Here is a 14,858-nt window from a genome sequence, read left to right as displayed (position 1 = left end):
AAAACTGTGGGTCTGACCTGCGGTTTGTTCGTTCAATGGTCTGGAATGGACGTCGAGCGGGGAAAGTGCGTCTTTCTTTTGTAAAATCCATGTCAGGTCAAAGCGTCACTGACGCTCCACGAACGGTTGATATTCTAAATGCGACATGGTCTTGCCATTGGGAACTGCTGGGGGGAGTTTCAGCCGAGCATGCCGTATGATGGGCGTACATCTCCATTGGTGTCGGTGATCATCGTCTCGAACAATAGTGCCGCAACTATTCGTAGGGCGATTGAGAGCATCCAGAGCCAGAGCATCAAAGATCACGAAACGATCGTCGTGGACGACGGGTCGCGCGATGGGACTATGCGGCTCGTTGAGTCAATGGCGGAGCGCGACCTTACCATTTCGCTGTATCGGACGGATGGCGCAGGCGTGGCAGCCGCCATGGACTTGGGCATCTCCCACGCGCGAGGCAAGTACCTGATGTTCTTCGATGCTGATGGCTGGTCGGATGCGTCGATGCTGGCGGATCTTGTTGAGCCTGCAGAGAAGAGCAAGCTCGAGCTTGTGATGTCGGGCTTCTCCATCGTTTCGGATTCTGGAGATAAGCGCCGCGTCTCAGAGAAGACCGTGAACCAGCCTCAGCGTCTGTATGCCACGCAGCAGGATTTCCGTGCTGAGGCATGGCAGCTCTTTGAGGCAAATCAGCTCTCTGTGCCCTGCGCGAAGCTGTTTTTGCGCGATCGGGTTGAGCAGCTCTCCCTCCGTTTTTCTTCCGAAGAGGGAGACAAGCTGCCGTTCGTTTTGGGATACCTGTACGACGTCTCTCGTGTAGGAGTTACGGGGCAGGTGCACTATCACGTTGCGGACAGCTCCGCTTTTGCCAAGTTTGGCTTCTTCACCAGCGACTACCAGTCTCTTGAGCGCAGCTACGGGCGACTCGTTGACCTGTATCACCATTGGGGCCTGGACGGCGACGCTGCCAGCATGGGCATGATTCAGAGTCGTTATTTTGAGTGCTTGGTCGATTGCATCATGAACGTGTGCTCAAACAGGTCGGGCCTTTCTCCCTCCGAGCGCCGTCGCGTGGTTCGCGAGATCGTGGCCTCTGACCGAGCCCAGCTTGCTGCAAACGTTGCCCGTCCGCGAGGCGTTGGCGCCAAGGCGATGCAGGCGCCCATCAAATCTGGAAATGCTGACCTTGCGTATACCGAAGGTTATCTTGCGGCGCTCGTTCGCCGCGGCCCTTCCGCTCCGCCCTTCTGCGCGATGCTCTAGGGCAAGAGGCAAACGAGAAGAGCCGCTGACCAGACATGCGTCTGACCAGCGGCTCTTTGATCTCTCGACTAGGCGTATATGAGCGGCGTCCCATGCTCCTTGCGACAAGTGACCGCCCTTATCGGTCGCTAATCCTCAATCTGCGTGATTTGCTGCCCGGCGCGCGCCCTGCGGTGGCCAAAGAAGCTCTTCACGGAAAGCCACGTGTAGCGCATGTTAGTGTGCGACAGCCGGTAGACTCCCTCGCTGAGAAGGGTCGGGACCATGCCCAGTCTCGAGATGTTTGGCTCGGGCCGTCCGATGAGCCGGCAGTAGAGCTTCTTCTGCTCGACGGTCACCAGCGGCTGCTCCATCACTAGGTCGTAATCGAGCCGCTGGTAGATATGGGTAACCGCATCGTGGACGCCCGGGTAGTCAAGCCCGACGGACTCGATTGTCGTCCCGCAATACGTCATCGCTCGCTTGGTTTGCGCGGCAAGCACGCGGCGGTCTGTCACCCCAAGGCGCTCCACGATGTCCTGCATGTCGTTCCAGCGCTCAAGCGGCATCAGCGGGTTGCGCTTCGCGTAGGCGATGGCCTTCTCTTCCGTGTCTTCTCGGTAGTTGTAGTACGGCTTGTTCACGTACGCGATGCGGTCGGTCTGGCAGAGCGTCTCAATCAGGAACGGGTTGTCTGCCCAGCCAGCTCCGGGGTATTCGTTAAAGCGAATGCCCTTCTCGTCCAGCCATGCCTTGCGGTAGAGGGCCGTCCAGATAGAGGGGTGGTGCTCAAGCAGCTGATGGCCGTCCCCAATCGAGAAAGGCTGGCTCGGGGGGTTCACGCGGTCATGATAGGGGCAAAGGACGCGCAGCTCGTTGGCGGTGCCCGACTCAAAGATGCGCCAATAGGAAGACTCAATCACGTCCACGGGTCCTTCGAGGGAGTCGGCAAAGCTCAAGAGGTCGCCGTACATGTCTCCCGTCAGGTAGTCGTCCGGCTCGACGATGGAGACGTAGTCTCCGGTTGCCATGTTGATGCCTCGGTTGCAGGTTGCGCCGTAGCCCTCATTTTCCTTGTCGACCACGACAACGCGCTGGTCAGCGACTGCGTGACGCTGCATGATCTTGAGGGAGCCGTCCTTCGAGCCGTCATTCAGGCAGATGATTTCCAAGTTCTTGAACGGCTGGAGCTCGATGCTTGTGAGGCACTGGTCAAGATAGCGCTCCACGTTGCAGACGGGAACGATGACCGATACCTTGTGTACGACGTTCGTGTTTGTGTTCACATGCCCTCCTTGCCCGCCCGCTCCTCTTATGGGGCAGCGGCCTCCCCTATAATAAGTGAAATGAGCGGCTGCCCCGTCACGGGGTCGCCATGCGCAAGAGCACCAAACGTATGGATTGGACCTATGGACCGTCTTGCAATAGTAATCGTAACCTTCAAGCGACAGGAGCTCCTTTCAGTCCTGTTTAATTCGATTCTTCAGCTGACCCAGGCGCCATGGCGTGTCGTGGTGGTCGACAACGAGAACTCTCCAAAGACGGCCCAGATGGTTTCAGATTTTGCCCAGCGCATGAATGGGCAGTGGGGGAGCACGGTCGACCAGGTCGATTCTGATGGCGGCACTTCTCGCGTGTGCTACGACCCGCAAAAGGAGAACACCGGCGGGTCCGGCGGCTTTTCCGAGGGCGTTCGCCGTGCCTACGAGCTCGGCGCCGAGTGGTTCTGGCTTATGGACGACGACGTTGCGGTGCTCCCCGAGGCGCTTGACCGGCTAGACGCCTGGACAGACCGCTACGACGTTATCCAAGGGCAGCGCTATGACTACGACGGCACCCCTTTCTTCTGGCAGCATCATTTTGTGGTGCCGCTCTGCATCTACAACCCGCTTTCGCGCGCGGGCTTCAACGGCGCCGACCACATCGATGTCAACGTGATGTGCTTTGAAGGCGGGCTTTTCCGCCGCCGCGTGGTACAGAAGATCGGCCTGCCCGACTACCGCTTCTTCATCTACTACGACGACGCAATCTACGGCTATCTCGCCAGCAAGGTGACGCAGCCCGTCTTGGTCCCTGACTTCATCTTGCGCCGCACGCGAGAAGTGCGCCACCAAGAGGTAGGGGCTTCTGGCGTGCGCCAGATTTCGTCGACCTCTGACATGACGCGGTTCTACATCATGCGAAATCGTGGGTGCATGGCGCGTTACTTCAAGCTTTACGGCGACTACAACCCTGTGGGCTATGGCTTTGGAACGTTCCTCTCGTTTGCGAAGGAAGTCCTTCGCCTGCTGATGGTTGACCGCAAGAACTTTGGCAGCGGCTGGAAGAGGCTTTGGGCCGGATATCGCGATTCCAAGCGCGTACTGCATGATCCCAGCTGGAAGCCGATGCCCCCGCTGGAGTAGTGCGGGGCGCGCGGCGGCTAGTGCTGGCGCGCGGCAGGTTTTTATGCGAAAAGTTGCCCGAATCGTGACGCTTGCTTTACCGATTCTTTATCTAACTTGGGGATTATCAAGTTGAAGGGTTCTCGGTAAGGAGGCTGCCATGAGTGCCAAGAGCATCGTCAGCGTTATACTTGCCGTCCTGTTCGCGGTGCTGCTGATGGTATGGGTCGTTGTCATGTCCGAGGAGGGGACGGGTCTCTACGCCCTCGGAATTGTGACCTTCGCAGCCATGTTTGCCGTGTGCGTGGGTCACATGTTTACAAAGCCGCCCGTGCATTACCACCTGTTCTAGGTCTTCTCGCCCTGCCCGTCTTTCAGCGTGACCATCTCGCGGTCGCTTCCCCCTCTCGATCGCGAGCCACCTCGCCCCATGGAAACCTCCTCCGGTCACAGAAGATTCCTTGGTCTTCCGTTGGCTGGGGGAGGTTTCAGGGCTTCTTGGGACGGATTTTGGGCTAGGACCTCCATTGTTGCGAGAGCTCTCCACGTGACTGCGTCTCCTCTAGGACCCTCTTTCCTCTAGGACCCTCTTTCCTCTAGGGCCCTCTTTCATTGTGTGGGTTTAGCTCGCTGCTGATGTGTGGGGGTCGAGCGCGTTTGCCCTGGTCGCGAGCCCCGTCGTGCGGGTCTTGAGGGGCTTCTCGAAAGGCCCGCCCCATTGTGTGGGACCGGCGGCGCCGGCCCCTCTCCGTTGTGCGAGGCTGTGGCGGGAACGCGCAGGTATGGGAGACCGTCGTGTGGGGCAGCCGGGCTCGGCCGCCGCGCGACTCCCACACAACGGGGGGCGGCCCAGCCGTCGTGCGGGGGTCCATGGAGAGCCCGCAGGTCGCGCGACGCGTCGTGCGGGACCCTCCGGGCGGCCCGGCCAAGGCGGGCCCACACAACAGAATGGCGCCTCGTCGTGTGGGACTAGCCGGCCGAGCGGCGGGACCGAAAGGAAAGCGCCGAGGGGACGAGAAGGTCGCGGCATAAAAAGGCCCCGAAGCCGAAGCTCCGGGGCCTTGCTCAGCGCGTGAAAGCAGCCCAGCTACGCGAGCGTCTTTGCGATGCTTGCAGCGGCGGTCTTGCCTGCGCCCATGGCCAGGATGACCGTGGCGGAACCAGTGACGATGTCGCCGCCGGCCCAGATGCGCGGGTTGGAGGTGCGACCCTCCTCGTCGGCCTCAATGTAGCCCCACTTGTTGAGCTTGATGTCGCCAATCATCTTGGCGAAGGGGTTGGCGTTGGTGCCGATAGCGGAGATTGCGACGTCGCAAGGAATCTCCTCGATGGCGCCCTCGATGGGAATCGGGCGACGGCGCCCGGAGGCGTCGGGCTCGCCAAGCTCCATCTTCTGGACGCGGACAGCGCAGACGTTGCCGTCCTCGCCGGCGAGGAACTCGACGGGCGAGACGAGCGGCATGACCTCGACGCCCTCGGCCTTGGCGTGGTGAAGCTCAGCGCGACGGGCGGGCATCTCGGCCTCGGTACGACGATACGCGATGATTGCGCGCTCGGCGCCCAGGCGCTTAGCGGTACGAACAGCGTCCATAGCAACGTTGCCGCCGCCGAAGACGATAACGTTCTTACCGTGCTTGGTGGGGGTGTCATACTCGGGGAACTTGTTGGCCTTCATCAGGTTCACGCGGGTGAGGTACTCGTTCGCGAAGAAGACGTTGGGCAGGTTCTCGCCGGGGACGTTCAGGAACTTGGGGAGTCCTGCGCCGGTAGCGACATAGATGGCGTCGAAGCCCTTGTCGAAGAGCTCCTGCGCGTCGGTGATGCGGCCGACGACGGCGTTGTACTCAAACTTGACGCCGAGGTCCTCCAGACCGTCGATCTCGCGCTTGACGACTGCCTTGGGCAGACGGAACTCGGGGATGCCGTAGACGAGCACGCCGCCGCCACGGAAGAAGGCCTCGAAGACGGTGACGTCAAAGCCCTTGCGGGCAAGCTCGCCAGCGCAGGTGATTCCGGACGGGCCGGAGCCAACGATGGCAACCTTCTTGCCGTTCTTGGGGGCCATCTTGGGCTTGGAGGCAAGCTCGGGCTGGTCGCCAACAAAGCGCTCCAGCTGGCCGATGGCAACAGGCTCGCCCTTCTTGCCACGGACGCACCTGCCCTCGCACTGGTTCTCCTGCGGGCAGACGCGGCCGCAGATTGCGGGAAGCATCGAGTCCTCGTGGATGATGTCCAGAGCCCCTCCGAAGTCTTCCTCGCGGATCTTCTCGATGAACTGAGGGATCTTGATGTTGACGGGGCAGCCCTCTACGCAGAGCGGCTTCTTGCAGTTCATGCAACGATTGGCCTCTGCGATGGCCATCTCCTTGGTAAAGCCCTTGTCGACAGGACGGAAGTCCTTCGCACGCTCCTCTGGCGGCTCCTCGTTGTCAGGGGTGCGCGGTGACTTCATGTCAGGAACGAAACGACCGTTTACTTGTGGCATGCGCAGTTCGCCTCCTCATAGGCCTTGAGGGCCTGGCCCTCCTCGGTGCGATAGGCCGCCTGGCGAACGCGAAGGTCGTTCCAGTTGACCTTGGTTGCGTCAAAGTCAGGACCGTCGACGCAGGCGAACTTCGTCTGGCCGTCGATCTCGACGCGGCAGCAACCGCACATGCCAGTGCCGTCGACCATGATGGGGTTGAGCGACGCGGTGATGGGGGTGCCGTACTTCTCGGCGGTGAGGGTCGAGAACTTCATCATCGGCACGGGGCCGACGCAGAAGATTTGGTCGACGGCCTTTGCCTGGAGCAGGCGCTCCAGCGGCGCGGTGACGACGCCCTTCTCGCAGTAGGAGCCATCGTCCGTGGTGATGTGGATGTGGTCCTCGGGGAGCAGCTCACGGAACTGGTCCTCAAGAAGCAGCAGCTCCTTGGTGCGGGCGCCCATGATGGCGTGGACCTCGTGGCCGGTGTTGACCAGCGCGCGGGCAACGGGGTAGGCGATGGCCAGGCCAACGCCGCCGCCGATGACGGCATAGCTGCCCTCGCCCATCTCGGTAGGCTGACCCAGCGGACCGGTGACGTCCAGGATTGAGTCACCAACCTCGTACGTTGAGAGCATCTTGGTGGTCTTGCCAATCACCATGAAGATGAACTCGACCCAGCCCTCTTCGGGGTTCCAATCCGCAAACGTGAACGGGACGCGCTCTCCCGTCTCGTTGGCTCGAACCATCAGGAACTGGCCGGCATGAGCATGCTTTGCCATCTCTGGTGCCTCGATGCGGAACTTGAACACCTTCTCCGAGAACTGCGTCTTTTCGAGGATCTTGTACATGAAGACGAACTCCTCTCCTAAAGCCGCTTCGGAATGTGGCTGCGGGCAATCTGCCCACAACCTACCAACTCCAGTATTCTAACTGTTAGAAGTCGTAAGTAATTATGTTGAACAGAGCTTTCATGCCAAACGTTGCCAGACGCTCGCTGGAGCTCACATTTTGTTATGAGTTTGTGGGCATCCCATCGCGTACGACCTGCTCGCAGAGGCTCGCGGCGTCTTGCGCCAAGATTTGGAACTCTTCGAGAAAGCCGCCCTTTAGCTCGCGCAGCACGTAGTCTGCGACTTGCATCTTTCCGGGAGGCCGGCCGATGCCGCAGCGGATGCGCGAGAAGTCGCGCGTGCCCAGCTTGTTGGCAATGGATCTCAGTCCGTTGTGAGCATTGAGGCCGCCTCCCCATTTTGCGCGTACCTGTCCGGCGGGAAGGTCGACCTCGTCGTGCACGACGAGGATCTGCGCAGGCGCAAGGTGCTCCTGACGCATCAGCTTTGAAAGCGGACCGCCTGAGGTGTTCATAAAATCTTGTGGCTTTGCGAGAAGCACTTGGCGACCGCCAATGACGGCGTGCGCTACCATGCATCCCGCCTCGCTCTTCCAGTAGCTCACCCCAGCGCGCCGAGCGAGCACGTCGACGGTTGCGAAGCCTATGTTGTGCCGCGTGTGCGCATACTCCTCGCCAGGGTTTCCGAGCCCGCAAATAAGGGCAATGGGCTGGGGCTTGTTGGCTTGTGGCATGGCTTTCTCCGCTTCGTCTATTGGGTAGGCTCCTCCTCTTGCTGGAGTGGCGTCTGCCACCTAGGGTATCCCAAATGGGGTATCGCGGCGAGGCTGCCCGGCACGGGCCGTAGACCAGAGCGTTAATCTATGGTAATCAAGATGAGAAATCCTTGGGCTATGGCTCGTGCGATGACAGGGGAACCATGACGCTTCAACAGCTGAGATATGCCATCCAAGTGGCCGACAGCGGCTCGATCACCGCGGCAGCGGCGAGCCTCTTCATTGCGCAGCCGTCGCTCTCGAAGGCAATTTCTGAGCTCGAGGCCGAGATGGGCATCACGATTTTCGAGCGCTCCAGCCGAGGGGTCACGCCCACCGAGGACGGAACCCGCTTCCTCTCGTATGCCCGGCAGGTGATAGAGCAAGCAGACATCTTGGAGCAGCAGTACAAGCACGGCGAGCCGCCGCGCCGCGTCTTTGCCGTCTCCAGCCAGCACTACGCGTTCGTCGTGAACGCGTTCGCGAGCCTAGTGCGCGAGTACGGCGCCGACCGCTACGAGTTCTCGCTGCGCGAGGGAACCACCTACGGCACAATCGAGGACGTGCGCCTGCAGCGCTCTGAGCTGGGCGTCATTTATCGAAACGACTTCAACCGCGAGGTCCTCGCAAGCGCCCTGCGCGACGCGGAGCTGCGCTTCGAGCCGCTTTTCACCGCACGCGAGCACATCTTTGTCAGCCGCACCAGCCCGCTTGCCGCCCGCGCCTCGGTCACGCTTGCCGACCTTGCTCCCTATCCACGCCTTAGCTACGACCAAGGCTCTCGCAACTCGTTCTTCTTCGCCGAGGAGCCGCACATCACAGAGCCCGCCGACAAGTCCATCGTTGTCACGGACCGCGCTACGCTCTTCAACCTGCTCATCGGGCTGGATGGCTACACCATATCAAGCGGCATCCTCTCCGCCGACCTCAACGGGACGGAAATCGTGGCCGTGCCGCTTGCTGACGGAGGGACAATGGAGCTGGGCTACATCCACCAGCCGCGCCGCCCCCTTTCGCACTTGGGAGCTCGCTACCTCGAGCTGCTGTCTGACTATGTCTCGCATTACATAGCCGCAGGCTATGGCAATCAATAGAACATAGGTAGTACCGAGGGGACGAGAGAAGCGTCACCATTCGTTGTTGTCAAAAGACGCAACGAAGGAGACCAACTATGACCCAGAGAGACGCTACTTCTGCCGCTTCCAGCTCTCAGGTTGCCGAACTTCGGCAGCCGCCCTACACCTACGACATCGTCGGCAGCTTCCTGAGGCCCAACAGGCTCAAGGCCGCCCGCGCGGACTTTGCCGCAGGTCGCATCGACAAGGCGGCGCTCACGCAGGTCGAGGACGAGTGCGTGGCCGAGCTCGTCGCCCGCGAGCGCGAAGCCGGCCTTAAGGCCGTGACCGACGGCGAGTTCCGCCGCGCGATGTGGCACCTTGACTTTCTCGAGGCCTTGTCTGGCGTCGAGCGCGTGGACGCAAGCGCTTGGTCCGTCGAGTTCAAGGGTCTCAAGCCCAAGGGCGCGCAGCTGCGATTTACTGGCAAGGTCGACTTTCCCAAGGACCATCCGTTCCTCGACGCATTCGCTCGCCTGCAACGCATTGCCGATGGCTACCCCACCAAGCTGACGATTCCCTCGCCGTCGATGCTCCACCTCATCCCCTGCGTGCGTGGCAGCGAGACCTACCAGCCCATTGAACGCTACGCCGGCGCGGATGGTGAGGATGCCCTCTCTCACGACATCGCCATCGCCTATCAGCACGCCATCAGGGCCTTCTACGAGCTTGGCTGCCGCTACCTGCAGTTTGATGACACCAGCTGGGGAGAGCTCTGCGATGCCGAGAAGCGCGCCGCCTACCAGGCCCGCGGCATTGACCTCGACGCGCTGGAGCGGCGCTACGTCGACACCATCAACCTTGCGCTTGAGGCCAAGCCCGCGGACATGGCAATCACCACGCACGTGTGCCGCGGCAACTTCCGCAGCACCTGGTTCAGCTCAGGCGGATACGACCCCGTTGCGCCCGAGCTCTTCCGCGCCAACTACGACGGCTTCTTTTTGGAGTACGACTCCGACCGCGCCGGCGGCTTCGAGCCGCTTGCCCATGCGGCCGAGCATGACCGCGTTGTGGTGCTGGGCCTAGTCACGTCCAAGTCTGGCGAGCTTGAGGACGAGAAGGACGTCATCGCACGCATCCACGAGGCCGAGCGCTACGTTCCACTCGACCACCTGCGGCTCTCCACGCAGTGCGGCTTTTCGTCCACGGAAGAAGGCAACGTCCTGACGGAGGATGACCAGTGGGCAAAGATTGCGCTGGTGCGTCGAATCGCTGAGCGCGTCTGGGGAGCGTAGCTAGAAGAATCGTCCGGCTCATTATTATCAAGGCGCTCGTCACGGAGAAAATCTGTGGCGAGTGCCGTTTCTATTACTGCGGCAACAGTGCGGGAGCGAATTGATTGCTCAAGGCTCGTGCGTCGCATCTTCCGTTCAAATAGCAAGCCAAGACGTCCAAGGTACGCATGCAAGGCATCCGGCTTTCAGATTGGTTAGGCTATATTGATCCCAGATAATAGAGGAGGGGCAATGCCTGACCAATCGCTCCCATACGATGATTCGAAAATTGATTCAATTGTTGAGTACGCGCAAGAGCTCGTCGGACATACTCTTCGCGAGAAGACTGACGCCCCTGAGCTGCAGAGCCCCAAAAAGCGCCGAGGGTCCTTTGGTAACGCGATTGAGGAGTACTACTTCGAGTACAAGCCGAATAGCGATTCTGAACCCGACTTTCCCAAGGTCGGCCTCGAACTCAAAACAACCCCGATGAAGCGCGGTGCCCACAAGAGCCTGGTTGCCAAGGAACGCCTGGTCATTACCATGATTGACTACATGACCGTGGTAAACGAAACGTTTGAGACCAGCCACCTCTTGGACAAGGCATCGAAGGTTCTTCTCATCTCCTATCTCTGGGAGAAGAACAAGGACCCTCTTGACTATGAGGTAATTCTTGCTGAGCTTTGGGGGCTTCCGAAAGAGGACATGCCTCAGTTCAAGGCAGACTGGGAGACTGTCGTAAACAAGGTGCGAGCTGGTCATGCGGAGGACATCTCTGGCTCTGACACGCTTTACTTGGAAGCATGTACCAAAGCTGCCGACTCAACAGTTCGCAGAAATCAGCCTTATTCGGATGTTCTTGCAAAGCCGCGTGCTTGGGCATTGAAGGCATCGTACATGACGGCAGCGGAGAATAAGCTGCTGCAAAATCGCCAAGCTATCAAGCGTGATAAGAGCGAGCGCGAGCTTGATTTGCTTTCGCTGGTTAGAAAGCGCTTTGAGCCCTACATTGGTCTCACTCAAGAGCAGCTGTGTTCTAGATTCCATGTTGGAAAGTCTGGGGAGCGACTTCCAAAAAATGCTTGCGCCTTGGTTACCAAGAGGATTTTGGGCGTGGACAAGGACGCAGAGATTGATGAATTCGTTAAGGCTGGCATCAAGCCGAAGACCATCCGGCTGACACGGAACGGGCGTCCCAAGGAGGCGGTGTCATTTCCGGCTTTTGACTACTTCGAGCTTGAGGTGACACCTTTTTACGAGTCTGACTTCTATAGCTACCTTCAGCAAATGTGGCTCTTCGTGATTTATCGCGAGGGGAATGATGGCGAGTATCGTCTTTCGGATCTCTGCCTTTGGCAGATGCCCGAGCGCGACATTCCCGAGGCGAAGCGTTGCTATGACCAGATGCAGAAAAACGTTCGATATGGTCGCGCGGACATCTCGGTGAAATCCACCGAGAATCGCTGTTGCCACGTTCGTCCGCATGGGCAAAATGCTGCCGATGTTAGTCCGCAGCCGCATGGCGAGCCCGTTACTAAGAAGTGCTTCTGGCTAAATCAGGGCTATCTAAAGGAAGAGATTGCACGAAAACTTTCGGATTCGGAGGTTCAATAATGGCCGGCTATCTCATTACGTTCAAGGATGAGGCTTCGTGCAAGAAGGCAATGAAGGAGGGCAGGTACTCTCCACTAATGAGCCCGAAATGGTCGAGTGCAACGGAATCAACCCTCGGTGATTTTGTAACCATGAAGCCTGGCGATAAGGTTTACTTTTTTACAAAGCGAAAGATTTACGGCATTGGCAGAATTCTCGATTGGGGAGATGGAATAACCTGCGTACGTGAAGTCTTTCCAGAAGCTACTAATGGGAAATATCTTGACGTTATGTCTCATCCGAATCTCGTGGTCGACCGGAGCAATAAGGATAATCCGCGCATTCAACGATGGGAGATATCCTTCTATCCGTGTCCAAGGTACTTCAGTAAATGTGTTGACATGGACGAGATGCTTGAATCAAACCCATCCGCGTTTCGTTCTCTGCGTGTTTTCTGGAAAAGGTCCTTTATCAAACTTGATGATGAAGAGCAGCTTGCGTTTGATGCCGCACTATTGCATGCAAATCGCGATGAAGCATCAAATGTTCTTCCCCGCATTGAGGATGCAACTATCGTGAATTCCGAATTCGATGGTCCAAATATTACGGGTCTTGTTAGGCAGCGTCGCAATTCCAATAGGGAACTGAGAAGTGAAATGACTCTTGAAGTTGGGCTACTTCACCAGCTTACCATTGAGGACCCAGAGACTATTGAGGTATTTGGAAGGTGGGATTTCTTGAGTCATCAGGTTCCCGCGTCGCCGTTTAAGCCAGTTGATTACATGGACAAGATGGACGTGTTTGGGTATCGCTGGATAAAGGGCTATAAGCCAATTATCGACAGCTACTTAGTTGCAGAGTTGAAGAAGGACACACTCAAGTACGAAAACGTCTTGCAGGTAATGAGGTATGTCGAATGGATTTCGACGGAGTATGCAAGTGGGGACTATTCGCTGATTACAGCCTATTTGGTCTCCTCAAAAATACCTGATTCAGTAATTGGTAATAGCGCGGCAGCGGTAAAAAGAGAATACGTAAGAGGTAGACCGCTTGAGTCTCGGGTCTGGAACAATCTAACATTTGTTGAGTATTCGGCAGATGAGTCGGGACACATCTCATTCAAGAAGAAAGCATTGCCGGGATGCTGACTAGGGTTTCTGTGCTTGGATAGCCACGATTCTTATTCTTACGACGGCTTGAGAATCACGCCGTTGTGATTCTCGATGAAATTGGGCGATGGCGGGAAACACTTGGGCTCGTTGATTGGCGCTCTTGCAAAGCTCCAGATCAACTTGTCGTTGGCTTCGTTGTGGTGAACAAGCTTTGAGACATGAATCCGGTGCTGCTCATCAATCGTAATACGATCTTGGTAAAAGGTCCTATCATGCTGTGCGTTGAGGAGAAGCCTATCGGCAGGGGGGAGATTCTTCCTCAAGGACTTCTTCTATGGGCGTTAATGCTTCTTCGAGCCAGGCAATGGCTTGCCTTAGATAGTTATCGCCTTCTGCTGTAGTGGTCCCAGCCCTCGGAATCCAGTCGGTTTCCGTTCGTCATACCAACGTTGCCCTCACGAAGGGGATTTTCATCGTGCGTCGCGATGTTTCAAATCTTGAGAGCAACAGAACTGGGACTTCTCTTGATTGCCTTTGCCATGTTTCTGAATCTGATGTTCTTGTCGTCACAGTCCTTGCGGGGAATCGTCAGATAGAGAAGAAACGCTATCGATGTCTCTTCAAAAGACCAGTAGTTTCTCGCCATGAAGCCCCTTCAGCGACCGACATTGCTGCAGGTTCTTCCAATTGGTTCTCGTTTTCAGCTCAATTTCCCGAACAGGCTGATTTTGACTTCGGTCGGGCAAGTGACGCGACAGTGTTTCCTCAAATCCTGTCCGCTCGATCGGTTATCATGATCTGCGACAACGGTCCACAGACAGCGATCGGAGAAACGTGGACGACGAGATTACAGTTGCCGAGCTCTTTGCAGGGGTCGGCGGATTTCGGCTGGGGCTTGAAGGCTACAGCGATTCGGAAAATGGATGGGATTTGCCCAAGGCAGGTCCGTTTCGTACTGTTTGGGCAAACCAATGGGAGCCAGGCTCTGACAAGCGACAGTTTGCTGCGCGCTGCTACGAGGCTCGCTTCGGCAAGGGGTCCGTTGTAAACGAGGACATCGAAGCAGTTCTCAATGAGTACGATGCGGGTGAGCGTCGGATACCAGATGTCGATATGGTAGTCGGAGGTTTTCCTTGCCAGGACTATTCCGTGGCAAGACCGCTTTCACAGGCTGCCGGAATTGAGGGCAAGAAGGGTGTTCTCTGGTGGGACATCTATCGTTTTCTTCGCTTGCAGCTTGCTAAGTCAGAGAACAACGCTAAGTACTGCCTTTTCGAGAACGTTGACCGGTTGCTGAAGAGCCCTGCGAAGCAGCGTGGTCGTGACTTCGCAATCATTCTCTCATGCTTGGCTTCACTTGGCTATTCCGTTGAATGGCGCGTGATTAATAGTGCCGAGTACGGATTTCCGCAGCGTAGGAAACGCGTATACATATATGCCGAGAGGGGAGCCGACTGGGATTTGGAGGAACGCCTGACTGGTGGAGTTATTGCTCGAGCGTTCCCGATTGAGGAGCCGGAAGCCGTCTGGTCGGTAACGATTCCAGAAGACATCTACGAGACATCGCAGAGCTTTAACTTGGGAGGCAAGCTCTCTCCTTTCGCGGATGCCGGCGTAATGGTGGGACATAATGCTTTGACCTGCCGCGTTGTCGAAGCTTACGAGGGAGAGCGCTCCACGCTGGGCGATGTTCTTGTTCCAGAGGAAGAAGTGTCAGAAGAGTTCTTCGTTCCAGAATCGCAGATTTCAAAGTGGGAGTATCTCAAGGGCTCAAAAAGCGAGGAGCGAGTCAATAAGACGACGGGCTTCTCGTATCGATATTCTGAGGGCGCAATGTCATTTCCCGATGCGACGGACCGTCCTTCTCGCACCATTCTGACTGGCGAGGGAGGACGTGGCGCTTCTCGCTTCAAGCACGTCGTTAAATGCCCAGATGGTCGCTTGCGTCGCTTGGTTCCCGATGAGCTTGACCAGCTGCAGTGCTTTCCGAAGGGCTGGACGAATACGGGGATGACCGACGGTCAGCGAGCCTTTTGCATGGGCAACGCATTGGTGGTCGGAATTCCTTATCGCATTGGCAAGGAGATTGCTGCCGAGCATCATTCTTGCAATTAAGTTGCGCGCATCCG

General features: G+C 57.7%; 12 protein-coding genes. 8 read left to right on the top strand and 4 right to left on the bottom strand.

The genetic code is table 11. The annotated features are described in order from the left end of the window. The first annotated feature begins 189 nt into the window (after positions 1–189). Positions 190–1,260 (top strand): glycosyltransferase family 2 protein, encoded by a 1,071-nt coding sequence (locus tag ACOYJL_RS05980; RefSeq protein ID WP_433569314.1) that lies wholly within the window; start codon positions 190–192, stop codon positions 1,258–1,260. Positions 1,261–1,388: 128 nt separating this feature from the next. Here the strand turns inward: ACOYJL_RS05980 and ACOYJL_RS05975 are convergent, their stop codons facing one another. Continuing rightward, a complete protein-coding gene (locus ACOYJL_RS05975) occupies positions 1,389–2,525 on the bottom strand; it encodes a glycosyltransferase family 2 protein (protein ID WP_433569313.1) in 1,137 nt (378 codons plus the stop codon). Between the two features lie 123 nt (positions 2,526–2,648). Between ACOYJL_RS05975 and ACOYJL_RS05970 the strand changes: the two genes are divergently transcribed. Then, the gene (locus ACOYJL_RS05970) at positions 2,649–3,644 is read left to right on the top strand and encodes a glycosyltransferase (RefSeq protein WP_433569312.1); all 996 of its coding nucleotides are present in this window, start codon (positions 2,649–2,651) and stop codon (positions 3,642–3,644) included. 139 nt (positions 3,645–3,783) lie between these two features. Next, complete coding sequence (locus tag ACOYJL_RS05965; protein ID WP_433569311.1) at positions 3,784–3,975, top strand: hypothetical protein; 192 nt, start codon at positions 3,784–3,786, stop codon at positions 3,973–3,975. A gap of 735 nt (positions 3,976–4,710) precedes the next feature. Here the strand turns inward: ACOYJL_RS05965 and gltA are convergent. From gltA to pth, 3 genes are all read right to left on the bottom strand, one after another. Further along, entirely contained in the window at positions 4,711–6,108 is a 1,398-nt protein-coding gene (gltA, locus tag ACOYJL_RS05960) for an NADPH-dependent glutamate synthase (RefSeq protein WP_433569310.1), read from the bottom strand. Then, positions 6,096–6,938: a sulfide/dihydroorotate dehydrogenase-like FAD/NAD-binding protein gene (locus ACOYJL_RS05955; RefSeq protein WP_433569309.1), complete on the bottom strand. Its 843-nt coding sequence runs from the start codon at positions 6,936–6,938 to the stop codon at positions 6,096–6,098. The genes gltA and ACOYJL_RS05955 overlap by 13 nt, the downstream gene beginning before the upstream one ends. A gap of 163 nt (positions 6,939–7,101) precedes the next feature. Then, positions 7,102–7,674: an aminoacyl-tRNA hydrolase gene (pth, locus tag ACOYJL_RS05950; RefSeq protein WP_433569308.1), complete on the bottom strand. Its 573-nt coding sequence runs from the start codon at positions 7,672–7,674 to the stop codon at positions 7,102–7,104. A 185-nt stretch (positions 7,675–7,859) separates the two neighbouring features. Here pth and ACOYJL_RS05945 point away from each other — a divergent pair, with 185 nt between their 5' ends. The 5 genes from ACOYJL_RS05945 to dcm all read left to right on the top strand — a co-directional run bounded on the left by ACOYJL_RS05945 (position 7,860) and on the right by dcm (position 14,844). Next, positions 7,860–8,789: a LysR family transcriptional regulator gene (locus ACOYJL_RS05945; protein ID WP_433569307.1), complete on the top strand. Its 930-nt coding sequence runs from the start codon at positions 7,860–7,862 to the stop codon at positions 8,787–8,789. Positions 8,790–8,866: 77 nt separating this feature from the next. Continuing rightward, positions 8,867–10,045, top strand: coding sequence for a 5-methyltetrahydropteroyltriglutamate--homocysteine S-methyltransferase (locus tag ACOYJL_RS05940; RefSeq protein ID WP_433569306.1), 1,179 nt, complete (start codon positions 8,867–8,869; stop codon positions 10,043–10,045). Between the two features lie 231 nt (positions 10,046–10,276). Further along, positions 10,277–11,638 carry a Sau3AI family type II restriction endonuclease gene (locus ACOYJL_RS05935; protein ID WP_433569305.1) on the top strand — a complete coding sequence of 454 codons (1,362 nt, stop codon included), beginning with the start codon at positions 10,277–10,279 and terminating at the stop codon, positions 11,636–11,638. Then, a complete protein-coding gene (locus ACOYJL_RS05930; protein ID WP_433569304.1) occupies positions 11,638–12,765 on the top strand; it encodes a hypothetical protein in 1,128 nt (375 codons plus the stop codon). The genes ACOYJL_RS05935 and ACOYJL_RS05930 overlap by 1 nt, the downstream gene beginning before the upstream one ends. Positions 12,766–13,563: 798 nt before the next feature. Continuing rightward, the gene (gene dcm, locus ACOYJL_RS05925; protein WP_433569303.1) at positions 13,564–14,844 is read left to right on the top strand and encodes a DNA (cytosine-5-)-methyltransferase; all 1,281 of its coding nucleotides are present in this window, start codon (positions 13,564–13,566) and stop codon (positions 14,842–14,844) included. Positions 14,845–14,858: the final 14 nt, after the last annotated feature.

The sequence above is a fragment of the Tractidigestivibacter sp. genome, from assembly GCF_050946515.1.
In the GTDB taxonomy this organism is placed as follows: Bacteria; Actinomycetota; Coriobacteriia; order Coriobacteriales; family Atopobiaceae; genus Tractidigestivibacter.
The sequence above is the reverse complement of the archived record's forward strand: the minus strand, read 5'-3'. Positions and strand labels throughout refer to the sequence as shown.

Excerpts from the sequence above, each read along its gene's own strand:
- ACOYJL_RS05935 (WP_433569305.1), top strand. The coding sequence starts at position 10,277 with ATGCCTGACCAATCGCTCCCATACGATGATTCGAAAATTGATTCAATT.
- ACOYJL_RS05940 (WP_433569306.1), top strand. The coding sequence starts at position 8,867 with ATGACCCAGAGAGACGCTACTTCTGCCGCTTCCAGCTCTCAGGTTGCC.
- ACOYJL_RS05945 (WP_433569307.1), top strand. The coding sequence starts at position 7,860 with ATGACGCTTCAACAGCTGAGATATGCCATCCAAGTGGCCGACAGCGGC.
- ACOYJL_RS05980 (WP_433569314.1), top strand. The coding sequence starts at position 190 with ATGCCGTATGATGGGCGTACATCTCCATTGGTGTCGGTGATCATCGTC.
- ACOYJL_RS05970 (WP_433569312.1), top strand. The coding sequence starts at position 2,649 with ATGGACCGTCTTGCAATAGTAATCGTAACCTTCAAGCGACAGGAGCTC.
- ACOYJL_RS05955 (WP_433569309.1), bottom strand. The coding sequence starts at position 6,938 with ATGTACAAGATCCTCGAAAAGACGCAGTTCTCGGAGAAGGTGTTCAAG.
- gltA (WP_433569310.1), bottom strand. The coding sequence starts at position 6,108 with ATGCCACAAGTAAACGGTCGTTTCGTTCCTGACATGAAGTCACCGCGC.
- ACOYJL_RS05930 (WP_433569304.1), top strand. The coding sequence starts at position 11,638 with ATGGCCGGCTATCTCATTACGTTCAAGGATGAGGCTTCGTGCAAGAAG.
- ACOYJL_RS05965 (WP_433569311.1), top strand. The coding sequence starts at position 3,784 with ATGAGTGCCAAGAGCATCGTCAGCGTTATACTTGCCGTCCTGTTCGCG.
- pth (WP_433569308.1), bottom strand. The coding sequence starts at position 7,674 with ATGCCACAAGCCAACAAGCCCCAGCCCATTGCCCTTATTTGCGGGCTC.